Raw genomic sequence first — 16,451 nt, 5'->3', positions numbered from 1 at the left:
GCCGGAGCCCGACCCGCGCAGGGATCAAGCCTGACCGCCCGGAGCGGGTCGGGCTCCGGCGAAACCCCACCCCGAGCCCGACGAACCAGAAGAGACCCCGAACCAGAAGAGTCAGAACCCGACCGCCGCCCCGTCAACGCGCGACTCCGACCCCACGACGTAACCCCCCGAGGGCACTCGCCAGATCGCCTGCCCGTACCCGAAGACCGAAGGCTCCGCAGCGACGGCGACCTCGTGCCCCCGGGCGCGCAACCCCGCGACCAGCCCGGGCACCGCGGCCAGCGCCGGCTCGACCAGCAGGGTCCGGCCGGTGTGCCAGTACCAGCGGGGGGCGTCCAGCGCGGCCTGCGGGTCGAGTCCCGCGTCGAGGGTGGCGCAGACCACCTGGACGTGCCCCTGCGGCTGCATGTGCCCGCCCATCACGCCGAACGGCCCGACCGGGGCGCCGTCGCGCGTCAGGAAGCCCGGGATGATGGTGTGGAAGGGTCGCTTGGCCGGCCCGACCACGTTCGGGTGCGCCGGGTCGAGGCGGAAACCGAGGCCCCGGTTCTGCAAGGCGAAGCCGTGTCCGGGCAACACCACCCTGGAGCCGAATGCCAGGTAGGTGGACTGGATCAGGCTGACCATCATCCCGCCCGCGTCGGCGGTGCAGAGGTAGACCGTGCCGCCCCGCTCCGGGTCACCCGCCACCGGGTCGCCGGCCCGCTCGCCGACCAGGGACCGGCGGGTCGCCGCGTAGCCGGGATCGAGCAGGGCGGCGGTCGGCACCGGGGCCCGCTCCGGGTCGGCCACGTGGGCGTGCGCGTCGGCGAAGCCGAGCTTGACCGCCTCGATCTGGCGGTGCAGCCGTGCCTCGGGGTCGAGCGCGGCGAGGTCCGTACCGTCCAGGATGTCCAGTGCCAGCAGGGCGGCGATCCCCTGCCCGTTGGGCGGCAGCTCCCAGACCTCGTGCCCCCGGTAGCGGGCGCTGACCGGGTCCACCCAGGCGGAGGCGTGCCGGGCCAGGTCGTCGCCGGTGAGCAGGCCACCCGTGCGGGCCGCGTGGGCGTCGAGCGCCGCGGCGATGTCACCCCGGTAGAAGTCCTCCGCACCGGTCTCGGCGATGCGGCGCAGGGTGCGGGCGGCGTCCGGATTGCGCCACCGCTCGCCGGGGCGCGGTGCCCGCCCACCGACGGTGAACACCCGGTCGAACTCGGCGTACTCCTCGCCGCCCGGCTCGACCCGGGCGGCCAGCGCCCGGTCCCAGGTGGCGGCGGTGCCGGTGGCGACCGGGTAGCCGTGCTCGGCGTAGGAGATCGCGTCGGTGAACAGCTCCGCGAAGGGCAGCGATCCGAAGCGGTCGTGCAGGTCCCGCCAGCCGGCCGGCACGCCCGGCACGGTCACCGGCAGCCAGCCCCGGGCCGGCATCGCCGGGCCGCGCGCCTGCGCACCGCCGAGCGCGTCGACCGCGGCCGGCGGCTGCCGTCCGGTCGCGGTGAGCACGACCTCCCTGGTCAGCGCGGCCGGGGACCGGCCGGAGGCGTTCAACCCGTGCAGCCGCTCGCCGTCGAAGACGATCGCGAACAGGTCACCGCCGATGTCGTTCGAGGGCGGCTGCACCACGGTGAGCGCGATCGCCGTGGCCAGCGCGGCGTCGACCGCGTTGCCGCCGCGCCGCAGCACGGCCAGGCCCGCGGCCGCCGCGAGCGGCTGGCTGGTCGCGACGGCACCGTTCGGGGCGAAGAGCGGCTGCCGGGGGTACGCCATCCGCCATGTCTACCGCCTCCGGCGGCTCCCGGGGAGAGCCGGCGTCGCCCGCCCCCTCACGATCGGAAAGCAGAAACCGACACGACACGCCGTCAGATCCGCCGGAGAACGTCACCCGATCATGGATCCGGCTCCACCGACGACGACGCGCTTCAGCCGGGCCCTCCGCCGAGCGGGAACAGTCGGCCGGCCCTGCGGGCCACCCGCAGCCCACCCGGCAGGTGCGTCGCGCCCTGCCCACGCCAGTCGGTGACCAGCGCTTCCAGCGCGGCCACGTGCCGGTGCGACAGGGCGGCCGGCGACGCGCCCAGTTCCCGGGCCCAGGCAAGCAGCACCCGAGTTCGCACCGCCGTCGGCAAGACGGCCAGGGCCGCCACGGAGAGCCCCCCGTCGACGGCCCGCACGCCCGCCGGGACGGCGACCACCCCGTCACCGACGGGCCCGTCCCCGGGCGACGCTTCCAGGGGCGGGGCGGCGAGGGCGGCGGCGGCCAGGTCGTCCAGCGCGGCGGTGTCGGCGGCGACCAGCCGGGCGGTGCGGGCCAGGTTGTCCAGCACCCCCGGGCCGAGCGCCCGCAGCAGCACCGGCAGCACCTCGGTGCGGACCCGGGCCCGGGCGTACGAGGGGTCGGCGTTGTGCGGGTCCTCCCACGGGGTCAGCCCGAGCGCGGCACACGCCTTGCGGGTCTCGTCCCGGGTGACGTCGAGCAGCGGACGCAGCAGGGGCACCCCGGCCAGCTCCCGGCGCTCGGGCATCCCGGCCAGCCCGCGCGGCCCGGCGCCCCGGGTCAGCGCGAGCAGCACCGTCTCGGCCTGGTCGTCGCGGGTGTGCCCGACCAGCAGCGCCGTCGCGTCGTGCCGCCGGGCGGCGTCGAGCAGCGCCTGGTAGCGGGCCTCGCGGGCGGCCGCCTCCGGACCGCCGGGGCGCCCGGCCACGGTGACCGGCACCGCCTCGACCGGATCCAGGCCGACCTCGACCGCCCACCGCGCCACCGACCCGGCCCGCTCGGCGGAGCCCTCCTGCAATCCGTGGTCGACGGTCACCAGGCCGGCCCGCAAGCCGAGCCGGGGCGCCACGAAGGCGGTCGCGGCGGCCAGGGCGAGCGAGTCGGCCCCACCGGAACAGGCCACCAGCACCGGCCCGTCGGCCGGCAGCCCGGTCAGCGCGCGGCGGACCGCGACCCGGATCGCGGCGACCGGCGGGGCGAGGGCGGCCACTCCCGTCCGCTCAGCCGGCGCTCGGGGTGGCGCCGGCCGGCCCGTGCACCCGGGCCACCCAGGCGTCCGGGTCGCCCAGCTCGTCCAGCCGGGGCAGGGTCAGCGGGGAGCCGAAGATCTTGTTGAAGCCGTCCATGCCGACCCGGTCGACCACGCCGTGCACGAACTTGCGGCCCTCGGCGTACTGGCGCATCTTGACGTCGACGCCGAGCAGCCGGCGGATCGCCTTCTCCAGCGGGTTGCCGGCCTCGCGGCGCCGGTTGAAGCCCGCCCGGATCCGCTCCACGCTGGGGATGACCTGCGGGCCGACGCCGTCCATCACGAACTCGGCGTGCCCCTCCAGCAGCGTCATCAGCGCGGTGAGCCGGTCCAGCACGGCCCGCTGCGCGGGGGTCTGCACGATGTCCAGCACGCTGGTGCGGCTCTCCGGGTCCTTGACCGCGTCGGAGAGCGTGGCCACGCCGCGGCGCAGCCGCTCCAGCAGGTGCTCGTTGCCCTGCGAGGCGTCGACGAAGGCGTTCACCTCGCCGAGGAAGTACGCCCGCATCCAGGGCACCGAGGTGAACTGGGTGCGGTGGGTGACCTCGTGCAGGCAGACCCAGAGCCGGAAGTCGCGCGGGTCCGCCTCCAGCTTCCGCTCCACCTCGACGATGTTCGGCGCGACGAGGAGCAGCTGACCCGGGTCGCCGGAGAAGACCTCGTACTGGCCGAGGACCCGGCCCGAGAGGTAGGCGAGCACGGTGCCGGCCTGCACCCCGGTCAGCCGGGACCCGATCGCCTCGGTGAGCGGGCCCGGGCGCTTGTCGCCGGAGAGCCGGCTGACCAGCGGGGAGATCACCTCCCGGAGGCCGGCGATGTTGGCGGCCGCCCAGTCCCGGCGGTCCACCACCCGTACCGGCGGGTGCGTCACCTGAGAGCGCAGCCCGGTGTAGTCGGCGACGTGCCCGGCCGCCTCCTCGGTGAGCCGACGCAGGTCGACGACCACCTCGGTGGCCTCGGCGTACGACACCCGGGGGCCCGACTTGCTCAGCGCCCCCGCGGTTGCGGCGGCCAGATCCCAGTCCACGAACTGCGCCATGCACCCACCGTACCCGCGCCGGAACACCCCGGCCCGGCGCGCGAGCAGGGGCTCCGGCGGACGGGGTCAGCGGCAGCCGCAACCGGCCAGGGCGCCGCCGATCCGGTCGAGGGCCTGGCGGGTGACGTCCGGATCGCCGGCCGGGGCCCGGTCGGTGAGCACCGCGAAGGTGAGCAGCCGACCCTCGGCCGTGGTGACCAGCCCGGCCAGGGCGTGCACCCCGGTCAGCGTGCCGGTCTTGGCCCGGACCACCCCGGCACCGGCGGCGGTCGTGTCGACCCGGTAGCGCTCGCCGAGGGTGCCGGACCAGGCGCCGACCGGCAGACCGCCGAAGATCGCGCCCAGTTCCGGCTGCTCGCCCTTGCCGGCCAGCGTGATCAGGTCGGTGAGCAGGGACGGGCTGATCCGGTTGTTCCGGGACAGCCCGCTGGCGTCGGCGAGGCTGATCTCGTCGGCCGGCAGGCCCAGCTCGCCGATCACCACGTCCATCGCCGCCGCCCCACCGGCGAAGCTCGCCGGCTGGTTGCGGGCCAGCGCCACCTGCCGGGCCAGCGCCTCGGCGATCACGTTGTCGCTGTCGCTGATCATGATGTCGACCAGGCGGACCATCGGCAGCGACTCGACCTTGCCCAGCTCGGTGCCGGGCGCGGGGGCGCCGGCGGTCGCGGTGCCCCCGGCCGCCGGGGCGGTACCCCGCTTGACCTGGGCATTCCCGCCGATGCCGAGGAGCCGGGCGAAGGAGCGGCCGGCGGCCAGGTCCGGTTCCGGGGCCCGCTCGGCCGCGCCGTGGGTGTCGTCGAACGTCCTCCGGGCCGCCTCGGGATCGGTGCGCGCGCCGTCGGTCATCAGCGCGGTGATCGAGGCGCCGTAGCCCCCGGTCGGGATGTCGTCGTCCCAGCCGGAGGCGTGCACCGGGCCGGGGAAGAGCGAGGAGTCGACGGTGACCTTCGTCGGCGCGGTACCGCCGAGCGCCTGCTTCACCTGCTTGGCCAGCGCGTCGAGGCGGGCCGCACCGGGGTAGAAGCCCTTGCCGTCGACAGCCAGGGTCGGGTCGCCCCCGCCGACGAGGACCACCTCGCCCGGGTTCGCCCCGGCCACCGCGCGGGTGGGGATCCGGTACCCGGGGCCGCGGGCCTCCAGCACCGTCACGCCGGTCACCAGCTTGGTCACCGAGGCGGGCACGGTGCCGTCGTCGCCGCCCCGGGTGTAGAGGGACTCCCCGGTGGTCGCGTCGGCCACCGAGACGTTCACCCGGCCGCCGAGGGCGGCGGCCCCGAGCAGCGGCTCCACGGCGGCGCGTACCCCGGCGGGGGTGGGCTGCGGGGCGTTGGCGTCCGGACCGGCGAGCACCGGCGACGGGTCGGGCTCCGGCGGGCGGGCGGAGGCCGCCGGCCCGGCGGCCTCGTCGCCGAGCCACCCGGCGACCGGCCCGGGACGAACCACCACGGCGACGCCGGCCAGGACGAGCAGCAGCACGGTGGCGAGCACCGCGACCGGCAGCAGCCGACGACGCCGGCGCGGCGCGGGCGGCGGCGCAGACAGCGGCCCGGCACCCGCCGGCGGCGGGGAGACGGGTGCGGCGGCGGCCGGGGAGACCGGCGCGGCGCCGTAGACCTGACCCGGCCCGCTCACCGGGCCCTCCCAGGACGGCGGTGGGACCCGGGCCGGGCCCGCGGCCGGCGGCGGCCCGGACGGCACCCGGGCGGAGCCGGCGGCGGGCCGGCCGGGCGGGTTCAGCTCGGGGAAGCGCCCGCCGTTGCGGGGATCGCCCGGCCAGACCGGCGGGACCGGCCCCGCCGGCGGCTGCCCGGCACCCGGCCCCTGCGGCGCCGGCGACCGGTCGGCCGGGTGCACACCGGGCACCGGGACGCGCCCGCTCGCGGATCCGCCGGACCCGCGTCCGTCAACCCCCTCAGGGCGGTAGTGTGAATCTTCCCTCCCCACGACCCCCTCCTCCCGCCTCCGGAACCAGCCTGGGTGACACTACTTCGGTCCGAAGACTATGCGGCGTCCGGAGCCGACGGGTGGCCAATCACCCGTACCGGGGACGTCTGTGGTTCCGTTCAGCCAGCGTGGGCAGACGAGGGAGCGTGGGAGATGGATTTCGACGTCACGGTTGAGATCCCGAAGGGTCACCGAAACAAGTACGAGGTGGACCACGTGACCGGCCGGATCCGGCTGGACCGCACCCTCTTCACGTCGACCCAGTACCCGGCCGACTACGGCTTCATCGAGGGCACCCTCGGCGAGGACGGCGACCCGCTGGACGCGCTGGTGCTCGTCCCCGAGCCGACCTTCCCGGGCTGCCTGATCCGCTGCCGCACGATCGGCATGTTCCGGATGACGGACGAGAAGGGCGGCGACGACAAGGTCCTCTGCGTGCCCTACGAGGACCCGCGCCAGGAGCACCTGCGCGACATCCACCACCTGGGCGAGTTCGACCGCCTGGAGATCCAGCACTTCTTCGAGGTCTACAAGGACCTGGAGCCGGGCAAGTCGGTCGAGGGCGCGACCTGGGTCGGCCGGGTGGAGGCCGAGGCCGAGATCCGCGCGTCGTACCAGCGGGCCAAGGACGCCGAGGAGCACGGCGACGCCGCGCACTGACACCAGCTGAGTCGACGAAGGGCCCGGGAGCGTTCCCGGGCCCTTCGTCGTCGGCTCAGCCCAGCAGGCCGCGGGCGGCGTCGTAGAGGCCCAGCACCGCACAGGCCACCGGCACGACCGAGACCACCAGCGCGGTGTCGGTCAGGTCGGCCACCCGGCCCACGTACGGCGACACCGGCCGCCGGGCGTACGTGGTGCCGGCCGTCACGGCGACGAGGGCCACCAGCAGCCCGCCCACGGTCAGCGCCGGCAGCACCGCCGCACCGGCTCCGACGGCGAGCCCCACGCCGAGCACCGCGAACCCGGCCAGCCCGGCCAGTACGGGCGGCACCCGGTGGCGTACCGCCACGAAGAGCCGGGAGCGCAGCAGCAGCACCGCCGAGACGACCGCCACCAGCAGCCGCCCGGCCGGCCCGCCGGCGCCGCCGAGCACCAGGGCGGCGGCGAGCGCCAGCCCGGCGTGCCCGATCAGCATCCCGGTCAGCATCTCCTCGGTCCGGGCCACCGCCGCGTGCACCCGGGCGCGGTCGGGCAGGTCCCGGACGCCGTCCGGGCCGCCGGTCGGCCCGGTCGGCAGGGTGATCGGCGGCAGCGGCATCTTGCCGAGCCGGATCGCCAGCAGCGGCAGCGCGCCGAGGGCGAAGACCAGCACGCAGAGCAGCACCGCCGCGGTGCCGGCCGGGTCGAGCAGGAGCCCGCCGAGGGCGGCGGCCGCACCGACCGCGCCGATCGTGGCGCCGGCCACGAAGACCCGCAGCCGGGTTGCGGTGCCGAGCAGGCCGAGCACCGACACCAGCAGCAGCGCCACCGCGCCGGCCAGCAGCTCGGGGGCGCCCAGCCAGGGCAGCGGCCGGAACGTACCGACCGGGTCGCCGGAGCTGACCGCGAGGGCGCCGGCCGCCGCGGCGTACGGCAGGGCGTACCCGCCGAGGGTGGCGCCGGTCGGGCCGTCCCCGTACGCCCGGGAGGCGACCGTGCCGGCGAGCGCGAGCAGCAGTGCGACGGCGACCGCGAGCGGCCAGCCGGCGCGGTGCTGCGGCCCACCGGCCAGGACGGCGACCAGCCCGACGGCGAGCGGCACGCCCGCACCGGCAAGCGCGGCGCCCCGGGTGGCGGCCGGCGACCAGGCGCTGCCCCGCCGCCGGGCGCCGTCGGCGATCGCCTCGACGACGTCGTCGTACTCCAGCTCGGGCCACTCGGCGTGGGCCGGGACGAGGTGCAGCACCTCGCCGTCGCGCACCCCCTGGGGCAGCAGCGCCTGGGCGGTCGCCAGCACCGCCCCGTCGGTGCGGCGCAGCACCCAGCCGCCGTGCCGCTCGCCGTCGTCGGCCAGCCCCTCGCCGGCGTGCCGCAGCACCTCGGGCAGCAGCTCAGCGAGGGGGACCTGCTCCGGCAAGGCCACGTCGACGCGTCGTTGCGGAGCGCTGATGGTGACCCTTGCCAGCCCGGTGGTCATCGAGTGATCTCCATATCGAGCGGGAGCGGTGGCTGACGGACGACAGGACTTTACCTACCATGAGCCAGGCTCGGGTTACCGAGCGCCACCTTGGAGGGCCAGTGTCCACTGTCGTCATCAAGCGCCCGCCGCGCCGCCCGGCGCCGGAGATCCCGGTCGGCGAGCTGCCCGTCGAGGCGCCACCGGAGATCCCGGCGGTGACCGGCGGCCGCTGGCAGCAGGCGCTGATGGTGCTGCCCATGCTGGGCGGCACGGTGGCGATGGCGATGATGTTCGGCCGGGGCGGTGGCGCCTACTCGTACGTGGTGGGCGGCATGTTCGGGCTCTCCTCGCTGGCGATGCTGGTGACCTCCTGGGGCAGCGCCTCCGGCACTCCGAAGAAGTCGGAGATGATGGCCGCCCGCCGCGAGTACCTGCGGCACCTGACCGCGCTGCGCCGCCGGGTCCGGCAGACGGCCGGGCAGCAGCGGGCCGGGCTCTACTACCGGCACCCCGACCCGGGCCGGCTCTGGTCGACGGTCGACAGCCACCGGGTCTGGGAGCGCCGGCCGGGCGATCCGGACTTCGCCGTGGTCCGGGTGGCCGTCGGCCCGCAGACCCTGGCCACCCCGCTGGTCCCGCCGGTCACCCGGCCCCTGGAGGAGCTGGAACCGATGACCGCGGGGGCGCTGCGGCGCTTCCTCGACGCGTACTCGGTGGTGCCGGACCTGCCGGTCGCGCTCTCCATGCGCAGCTTCGCCCGGGTCTTCGTGCGGGGCGAGGCGGCCCCTGGCGACGCGCGAGCGGGCACCGGCTCGCCCGCCGCCCAGGCACTGGCCCGGGCCATGCTCACCCAGCTGGCCGTCTTCCACGCCCCGGACGAACTGCTCATCGCCGTCTGCGTCGGGCCGGAGCGGCGGGCGCTCTGGGAGTGGGTCAAGTGGCTGCCGCACGCCCACCACCCCGGCCGCACCGACGCGCTCGGCCCGGTCCGCCTGGTCACCAGCTCCGCCGCCGACCTGGAACGGCTGCTCGACGAGGTGCTGGCCAGCCGGTCCCGGTTCAGCCCGGCCGGGCCGGCCACCGACGGGCCGCACGTGGTGGTCCTGCTCGACGGCGGCGACCTGACCGGGGCGACCGACCTGACCGGGGACGGCGGCATCGACGCGGTCACCGTCATCGACCTGGACACGCCGCCGCCGCGGCTGCTCGACCGCTACGCCCTCCTGCTGGAGCTGCGCGGCGACCGGCTGCACTCCTGGTCGGCCGAGGGGCACGCCGAGGTGGGCACCGCCGACCGGTTGGAGGTCGCCGACGCGGAGGCGGTGGCCCGGCGGCTCGCGCCGCTGCGGCTCGCCACCACCGTACGCGGGGGCGAGGCCGCGCCCGGGGCCGAGCTGGGCCTGCCGGAGCTGCTCGGCATCGGCGACCCGGAGAGCTTCACCGCCGAGCAGGGCTGGGCGCCCCGATCGGCCCGGGACCGGCTGCGGGTGCCGATCGGCGTCGGCGCCGACGGCGGCGCGATCGAGCTGGACCTGAAGGAGTCGGCGCAGGACGGGATGGGCCCGCACGGCCTGCTGATCGGCGCGACCGGCTCCGGCAAGTCGGAACTGCTGCGCACGCTGGTGCTCGGGCTGGCCGCCACGCACAGCTCGGAACAGCTCAACTTCGTGCTGGTCGACTTCAAGGGCGGCGCCACCTTCGCCTCCTTCGACCGGTTGCCGCACACCGCCGCCGTGATCACCAACCTGGCCGACGCGCTGCCGCTGGTCGACCGGATGGTGGACGCCATCAACGGCGAGCTGATGCGCCGCCAGGAGCTGCTGCGCCGGGCCGGCAACTTCGCCGGCCTGCGCGACTACGAGCGGGCCCGGGCCGCCGGCACCCCGCTGGCGCCGCTGCCGTCGCTGCTGCTGATCTGCGACGAGTTCTCCGAGCTGCTCTCCGCCAAGCCCGACTTCATCGACCTCTTCGTCCAGATCGGCCGGCTGGGCCGCTCGCTCGGGGTGCACCTGCTGCTCGCCAGCCAGCGGCTGGAGGAGGGGCGGCTGCGGGGGCTCGACACGCACCTGTCGTACCGGATCGGGTTGCGGACCTTCTCGGCGCTGGAGTCCCGGACGGTGCTCGGGGTGCCGGACGCGCACGAGCTGCCCCGCTCCCCCGGGCACGGCTATCTGCGGGCCGGCACCGACCCGCTGGTCCGGTTCAAGGCCGCGTACGTCTCCGGCCCGGTACGCCGGCGCGGCGCGGCGGCCGGCGGCGGCGCGGGCGGCGGCACCCGGCTGCTCACCTTCTCCACCCACCTGGTGCCGGTACCGGAGCCGGCCGTCCCGGCGCCGGCCGCCGTCGAGGAGGAGACCTCGAAGCTGCTGGACGTGCTGGTCGGCCGGCTGGCCGGGCAGGGCCCGCCGGCACACCAGGTCTGGCTGCCGCCGCTGGACACCGCACCCGCCCTGGACGAGCTGCTCGGGCCGGCGGCCGCCGATCCGCAGCGCGGCCTCACCGTCGCCAACCCGGAGCTGCACGGCGCGCTCCAGGTGCCCGTGGCCGTGGTGGACAAGCCCTTCGAGCAACGCCGCGACCTGCTCTGGCTGGCGCTGGACGGCGCGGCCGGGCACGTGGCCGTGGTCGGCGGGCCGCAGAGCGGCAAGTCGCACCTGCTCCGGACGCTGATCTGCGCGCTGGCGCTCACCCACACCCCGGCCGAGGCGCAGATCTACTGCTTGGACTTCGGCGGCGGCGGGCTCGCCGCGCTGCGCGACCTGCCGCAGGTCGGCGGGATCGCGGGCCGGGCCGACCCGACGGTGGTGCGCCGGACCGTCGGCGAGATCGCCACCCTGCTCGCGGAGCGGGAGCGCCGCTTCGCCGAGCTGGGTGTGGAGTCGATGGCCGCCTGGCGGCTGCGCCGGTCCGCGCCGGCGGCGGCCGGGCAGCCCGCCGCCGATCCGTTCGGCGACGTGTTCCTGGTGGTCGACGGCTGGGCCACTCTGCGCGGCGAGTACGACGACCTGGAGCCGCTGGTCACCGACCTCGCCACCCGCGGCCTGTCGTACGGGGTGCACGTGGTGGCGAGCGCGGTCCGCTGGACGGACTTCCGCCCGGCCATCCGCGACCTCTTCGGTTCCCGTCTGGAGCTGCGCCTCGGTGACCCGTCGGACTCGGTGGTGAAGCGGGTCGCGGCGGCGAGCGTGCCGGAGAAGTCACCCGGCCGGGGCATCACCGCGCAGAGCCTGCACTTCCTCACCGCGCTGCCGCAGCTGGCCGGCACGGAGACGGCCGACCTGGTGAAGGCGGTCGCGGACGCCTGGTCCGGTCCGCCCGCCCCCCGGGTACGGCTGCTGCCGCCGGTGCTGCCCTACGCCGAGCTGGACACCTCCGCCGCCACCGGGCTGGCCTTCCCGATCGGCGTGGCCGAGGCGGACCTGCGCCCGGTAGCGGTGGACTTCGCCACCGAGCCGCACTTCGTGGTCTTCGGCGACGCGGAGTGCGGCAAGTCGTCGTTCCTGCGCGCGCTGGCCACCTCGATCATCGATCGGTTCACCCCGGAGCAGGCCCGGATCATCCTGGTCGACTACCGGCGCAGCCTGTACAGCCTGATCGACGACCCGCACGTGATCGGGTACGGCAGCGCGGCGGCGCACACCGCCGAGCTGGTGGAGTCGGTCGCCGGTTACATGCAGGCCCGGCTGCCCGGACCGGAGGTGACCCCGGCGCAGCTGCGGGAGCGGTCCTGGTGGTCCGGGCCGGAGCTGTTCGTGCTGGTCGACGACTACGACCTGGTCTCCAGCGGCCCGGCGAACCCGCTGCGCGGCCTGGAGGAGCACCTGCCCCAGGCCCGCGACATCGGGCTGCATCTGGTGCTGGTGCGCCGGTCCGGCGGCGCCGCCCGGGCCCAGTACGAGCCGATCGTGCAGCGGCTGCGGGAACTCTCCACCGCCGGGCTGGTGATGAGCGGCAGCCCGGACGAGGGACCGCTGGTCGGTCAGGTCCGTCCCGGGCCGCTGCCACCCGGACGCGGACGCCTGGTCACCCGGCGTGAGGGCGTACGCCTGGTCCAGTTGGCGCATCTGCCGCCACCGTGAGCGTGTCCGGCGGAACGTCCCGCCACGGCGGGGAAAACCGGTAATCTGCCGAGCAGCACGTGTCAAGGACGATGAATGGCGGAGGATGTGACCAGGGTTCGGCACGGCGCCCCGACCGCGTTCGACCGGTTCGCCGGGCGCGCGCTGCTCGGGGTCGCGGCGACCGCCGTGACGGTCGTCGGCGTGGCGCCACCGCCGGCCACCGCGTCCCGGCCGGTCACGGTGGCCGCGCCGGTCGCCGGCGCACCGCTGGCCGAGCCGGGCTTCACCCCGGTGGAGACCACCACCCGCGCCGACCGGGTCCGCGACGAGCAGTGGCAGCTGGAGTCGTTGCGGGCCAGCACGGCCTGGAGCACCTCCACCGGCCAGGGGGTCACCGTCGCGGTGATCGACTCCGGCGTGGACGGTTCGCACGCGGATCTCGCCGGCCAGGTGCTGCCCGGCATCGACCTGGTCACCCCCGCCGGCGCCGACAAGCCGGACCCGGTGGGCCACGGCACCACGGTGGCCAGCCTGATCGCCGGGCGCAACGACGACCGCAAGGGCGTCGCCGGCTTGGCCCCCGGCGCCCGCATCCTGCCGGTGCGGGTGCTCGACGACGAGAACCGCTACGACGACGCGATGATCGTCGCCAAGGGCGTGCGCTGGGCGGTCGACAACGGCGCCCGCGTGATCAACCTGTCGCTGGGCGGCAGCGGCGACAGCCCGGCGCTCGCCGCCGCGCTCGACTACGCCTTCGCCCGGGACGTGGTCGTGGTCGCCTGCACCGGCAACGTCGCCACCTCGACCAACTCCAAGGTCTGGTACCCGGCCCGGGAGCCCGGTGTGATCGCCGTGGCGGGGCTGGAGGGCGACAGCGAGAACCTCTGGTCCGGCTCGATCACCGGGCACGCCACCACCCTCTCCGCACCGGCCACCCGCCTGATCGGCGCGCGTCCCGGCGGCCACTGGGGGGTGCAGGGCACCAGCTTCGCCGCGCCGCTGGTGGCGGCGACCGCCGCGCTGGTCCGCTCCCGGTACCCGGAGATGTCCGCCGGTGACGTGGTCAACCGGCTGCTGGCCACCGCGAAGGACATCGGCCCCACCGGCCGCGACGACCGCTTCGGGTACGGCCTGGTCGACCCGGTGGCCGCGTTGACCGCGGACGTGCCGCTGGTGCACCGCAACCCGCTCGACGACCAGACCTCCCCCGGCGTGGTCGGCTTCGGCCCGGCGCCCGGGTCGGCCGACGACGCCCAGGCCGGCGGCACCGGCTCCGACCCGCTCGGCTTCACCGCTCCCCGGCAGCACACCCGCTGGTCGGCCCAGCCGGCCGGCGCCGGGGACGACCCCGCGCCGCGTCGGCTCTGGACGGGCGTGGCCATCCTCGCCGCCCTGGTCACCGGTGCCGCGCTGATGATCCGCCGGTTCCGGCTGTGGGGTCGCTGACCCCGGCCTGACGGGCCGCGCCCCTGGGTAAGTGAAGACGCCATGGACTCCCCCGGTCAGCGCACCTCCGTGCGCCCTCCGACCCGCTCCTGGCGGGGCCGCCGCCTGGATCCCGACCATTCGCTCGGCCTGCGGCTGACCCTGGCCTCGGCGGCGGCGTTCCTGGTGCTGGTGCCATTCGCGCTGCTGGCCGTGCTGGTGGTGGGTGCCTGGCCGCCGCTGCACGACCTGGACGCGGCGGTGACCGAGGCGTGCTACCGCTACGCCCTCGACCATCCGGGCTGGGTGCGGGCGATGAACCTGTGGACCGACGTCTTCGGGCCCGGGCCGCTACGGGTGGCGGCGCTGGCCCTCGTGGTCTGGCTCTGGTCCCACCGGGCCCGCCGGCTGGCCCTCTGGGTGGTCACCACGATGGCCGTCGGCGGGCTGCTCGGGGCACTGCTGAAGCTGCTGGTCGGCCGGGACCGGCCGGACCTGCTCGACCCGGTGGCCCGGGCGGCCGGCTACGCCTTCCCGTCCGGGCACGCGCTGAACGCCACCCTGGCCGCCGGGGTGCTGCTGCTGGTCTTCCTGCCCTACGCCCGGGGCCGGGAGGCGTTGCGCGTCGCGCTCTGGGTGGCGGCGGTGCTGCTCGCCGGGGTGACCGGGCTGAGCCGGGTGGCGCTCGGCGTGCACTGGACCAGCGACGTGCTGGGCGGCTGGCTGCTCGGCGTGGCGATGCTGGCGGCGACCTCCGCCGCGTTCACCACCTGGCGGGAGCGGACCGGCCGGCCCCCGGCCCGGCCGACGGCCGACGGCGTGGAGCCGGAGCTGACCGACCCCGACCGGCCCGACGCGTAGTTCCCTCCGGCCGGCTCAGGTGCAGTCGCCGGTGCCCACCCCACGGGTACGCTCCGCGCCCTCCAGCGCCACCGGGCGCGCCTCCGCCGCGGTGACGGCGAAACCGGTGTTCGGGTCGTCGGCCGCCGCCGCGAAGATCACGCCGAGCACGAGGCCGTTGGAGGAGACCAGCGGGCCGCCGGAGTTGCCGCTGCGCACCAGCGCCCGGATCGTGTAGATCTCCCGGGTCACGTCGCCGGAGGAGTAGATGTCCGGCCCGGTGATCCGGTCGACGTCACGGACCCGGGCCGGGCGGGCGTCGTACGGGCCGTCGAGGGGGAAGCCGAGCACGATCGCGTCCGAGCCGCTGCCGGCCTGCCCGGCGGCGAAGCGCAGGGACGGGCCGGGCAGCCCGGGCACGTGCAGCACGGCGAGGTCGCGGTCCGGGTCGTAGACGACCACCTCGCCGTCGTACCGCTCGCCGCGCAGTTCCACCGCGACGGAGCGGGTGCCGGCCACCACGTGCGCGTTGGTCATCACCCGGTCGTCGGCGTACACGAAGCCGGAGCCCTCGATGCGGCGCGCGCAGCTCGGCGCGGAACCCAGCACCTTCACCACCGAGCGCTGGCTGTTGGCCACCACCTGCGAGCCGGCCAGGGACGGGTCGGGCGGGGAGACCTGCCGCGCCTGGGTACGGCCCAGGCCGTTGAAGACGTCCGGGAAACCGTCGGTGTCCACCGTGTCACGCAGGGCGGTGGAGAGCTCCTGGGCCCGGTCGGGCAGGACCGCGTCCACCACCGTCAGCAGCGCGCTGTTCTTGACCGAGGCGGACAGCCAGGGCAGCGGGGAGGAGGCCAGCGGCACGGCGACCAGCCAGGCCACCAGCATCACGGCGAAGAGCGAGACGAACGCGCCGCCGACGTCGTCGGCCCGCTTCGCCACGTCGTTGGTGATCGTCCTGCGCAGGTGCGAACCGAGCCAGCCGGCCAGCGCCTGCCCGAGCACGGCCAGCCCGAAGACGGCGACCAGGGAGATCAGGACCCGGGTGCCGCTGTCGACGAACTGCCGGGCGAAGATCGGGCCGACCTGGAGGCCGAGGAGCGCGCCCAGGAAGAAGCCGGAGAGGGAGAGCGCCCCGATGGCGAAACCCTGGCGGTATCCGCTGATCGCGAACACGAGCATGAGCAGGAGCAGGACGAGATCCACGACGGACACCCGTCCAGGGTACGGGCACCCGGCACGACCGGGGCGTTGCGCTTGCCGAACGTGACGATCAGGTCAGCGGTCCGGCCATCTCGTCGACCTCGTCGGTGCCGGCCGAGGGTGCCGGGGTGGCGCCGACGGGTGGCAGCTCGATCACCCGGCCGCGTGGCCACGGGCGGGCCCAGCCGCCCATCTCCAGCAGCGTGGCGATCACCCCGGCGGTGAAGCCCCAGACCAGCATGCCCCGCACCGAGAAGGCCGGGCCGATCCAGCCGCTCGGGTGGCGGACCCGCATCCGGTTCGCCGGGTCTACCAGCTCGGCCACGGGCAGCCGGGCGACGTGCGCGACCTCGGCCGGCTCGCGGGGGTGCACCGGATGCGGCGCGTGCCACCAGGCCAGCACCGGGGTCACCACGAAGTCGCTGACCGGGATCCACAGCCGGGGCAGCTCGGCCAGGACGGTCACGCTGGCCGGGTCGAGGCCGACCTCCTCGTTCGCCTCGCGCAGCGCAGTCGCGGAGGCGTCGGCGTCCTCCGGGTCGGCGGCACCGCCCGGAAAGGCCGGCTGGCCGGCGTGGTTGCGCAGGGTCGCGGCCCGCTGGAGCACCAGCACGTCCGGGCCGACGCCGGGCTCCTCGCCGAGCAGCACCAGCACGGCGCTCTCCCGGCCGCCCTCCTCGGGGGTGGTCAGCCGGGTGAAGTCCTCGGCCCGGGCGGTACCGAGCCGGCCCAGCAGCGGGTCGATCCAGGCCGGCGGGCGGGTCACGGCTTTCCCTTCGTTCGCGACTGCGGGGCTCGCAGGCGGCTCACTCCTCGCGCTCACGGTGATTCCTTCGTTC

Annotated in this window: 11 protein-coding genes; 4 read left to right on the top strand and 7 right to left on the bottom strand. The window is 76.0% G+C overall.

The genetic code is table 11. From position 1 onward, the window contains the following. Positions 1–111: 111 nt before the first annotated feature. The 4 genes from ACSNN7_RS18480 to dacB all read right to left on the bottom strand — a co-directional run bounded on the left by ACSNN7_RS18480 (position 112) and on the right by dacB (position 5,583). Entirely contained in the window at positions 112–1,746 is a 1,635-nt protein-coding gene (locus ACSNN7_RS18480; RefSeq protein WP_436682056.1) for a gamma-glutamyltransferase family protein, read from the bottom strand. A gap of 152 nt (positions 1,747–1,898) precedes the next feature. Next, positions 1,899–2,963 carry a tRNA lysidine(34) synthetase TilS gene (gene tilS, locus ACSNN7_RS18475; RefSeq protein ID WP_436682055.1) on the bottom strand — a complete coding sequence of 355 codons (1,065 nt, stop codon included), beginning with the start codon at positions 2,961–2,963 and terminating at the stop codon, positions 1,899–1,901. 10 nt (positions 2,964–2,973) lie between these two features. Then, positions 2,974–4,041, bottom strand: coding sequence for a zinc-dependent metalloprotease (locus ACSNN7_RS18470; protein ID WP_334455689.1), 1,068 nt, complete (start codon positions 4,039–4,041; stop codon positions 2,974–2,976). A gap of 66 nt (positions 4,042–4,107) precedes the next feature. Further along, positions 4,108–5,583 carry a D-alanyl-D-alanine carboxypeptidase/D-alanyl-D-alanine endopeptidase gene (gene dacB, locus ACSNN7_RS18465; protein ID WP_436682058.1) on the bottom strand — a complete coding sequence of 492 codons (1,476 nt, stop codon included), beginning with the start codon at positions 5,581–5,583 and terminating at the stop codon, positions 4,108–4,110. Positions 5,584–6,138: 555 nt separating this feature from the next. Between dacB and ACSNN7_RS18460 the strand changes: the two genes are divergently transcribed. After that, positions 6,139–6,645, top strand: coding sequence for an inorganic diphosphatase (locus tag ACSNN7_RS18460; RefSeq protein WP_334455690.1), 507 nt, complete (start codon positions 6,139–6,141; stop codon positions 6,643–6,645). A gap of 55 nt (positions 6,646–6,700) precedes the next feature. On the opposite strand, the gene eccD is transcribed toward ACSNN7_RS18460, so the two are convergent. Next, positions 6,701–8,101, bottom strand: coding sequence for a type VII secretion integral membrane protein EccD (gene eccD, locus ACSNN7_RS18455; RefSeq protein ID WP_436682054.1), 1,401 nt, complete (start codon positions 8,099–8,101; stop codon positions 6,701–6,703). A 101-nt stretch (positions 8,102–8,202) separates the two neighbouring features. On the opposite strand from eccD, the gene eccCa reads away from it, so the two are divergent. The 3 genes from eccCa to ACSNN7_RS18440 all read left to right on the top strand — a co-directional run bounded on the left by eccCa (position 8,203) and on the right by ACSNN7_RS18440 (position 14,430). After that, positions 8,203–12,162 carry a type VII secretion protein EccCa gene (gene eccCa / locus ACSNN7_RS18450; RefSeq protein ID WP_436682053.1) on the top strand — a complete coding sequence of 1,320 codons (3,960 nt, stop codon included), beginning with the start codon at positions 8,203–8,205 and terminating at the stop codon, positions 12,160–12,162. 75 nt (positions 12,163–12,237) lie between these two features. Then, positions 12,238–13,590: a type VII secretion-associated serine protease mycosin gene (gene mycP, locus ACSNN7_RS18445; RefSeq protein WP_436682052.1), complete on the top strand. Its 1,353-nt coding sequence runs from the start codon at positions 12,238–12,240 to the stop codon at positions 13,588–13,590. Positions 13,591–13,632: 42 nt separating this feature from the next. Then, the gene (locus ACSNN7_RS18440) at positions 13,633–14,430 is read left to right on the top strand and encodes a phosphatase PAP2 family protein (RefSeq protein ID WP_436682051.1); all 798 of its coding nucleotides are present in this window, start codon (positions 13,633–13,635) and stop codon (positions 14,428–14,430) included. A 15-nt stretch (positions 14,431–14,445) separates the two neighbouring features. Here ACSNN7_RS18440 and ACSNN7_RS18435 read toward each other — a convergent pair whose 3' ends face one another. Beyond that, positions 14,446–15,624 carry a MarP family serine protease gene (locus ACSNN7_RS18435; protein WP_436682050.1) on the bottom strand — a complete coding sequence of 393 codons (1,179 nt, stop codon included), beginning with the start codon at positions 15,622–15,624 and terminating at the stop codon, positions 14,446–14,448. 58 nt (positions 15,625–15,682) lie between these two features. Beyond that, complete coding sequence (locus ACSNN7_RS18430) at positions 15,683–16,378, bottom strand: NUDIX hydrolase (RefSeq protein ID WP_436682049.1); 696 nt, start codon at positions 16,376–16,378, stop codon at positions 15,683–15,685. Between the last annotated feature and the right edge of the window lie 73 nt (positions 16,379–16,451).

The sequence above is a fragment of the Micromonospora sp. URMC 105 genome, assembly GCF_051386295.1.
Classification (GTDB): Bacteria; Actinomycetota; Actinomycetes; order Mycobacteriales; family Micromonosporaceae; genus Micromonospora.
This window is presented reverse-complemented; position numbering and strand designations above follow the sequence as displayed.

Excerpts from the sequence above, each read along its gene's own strand:
- ACSNN7_RS18480 (WP_436682056.1), bottom strand. The coding sequence starts at position 1,746 with ATGGCGTACCCCCGGCAGCCGCTCTTCGCCCCGAACGGTGCCGTCGCG.
- ACSNN7_RS18470 (WP_334455689.1), bottom strand. The coding sequence starts at position 4,041 with ATGGCGCAGTTCGTGGACTGGGATCTGGCCGCCGCAACCGCGGGGGCG.
- ACSNN7_RS18460 (WP_334455690.1), top strand. The coding sequence starts at position 6,139 with ATGGATTTCGACGTCACGGTTGAGATCCCGAAGGGTCACCGAAACAAG.
- eccD (WP_436682054.1), bottom strand. The coding sequence starts at position 8,101 with ATGACCACCGGGCTGGCAAGGGTCACCATCAGCGCTCCGCAACGACGC.
- mycP (WP_436682052.1), top strand. The coding sequence starts at position 12,238 with ATGGCGGAGGATGTGACCAGGGTTCGGCACGGCGCCCCGACCGCGTTC.
- ACSNN7_RS18440 (WP_436682051.1), top strand. The coding sequence starts at position 13,633 with ATGGACTCCCCCGGTCAGCGCACCTCCGTGCGCCCTCCGACCCGCTCC.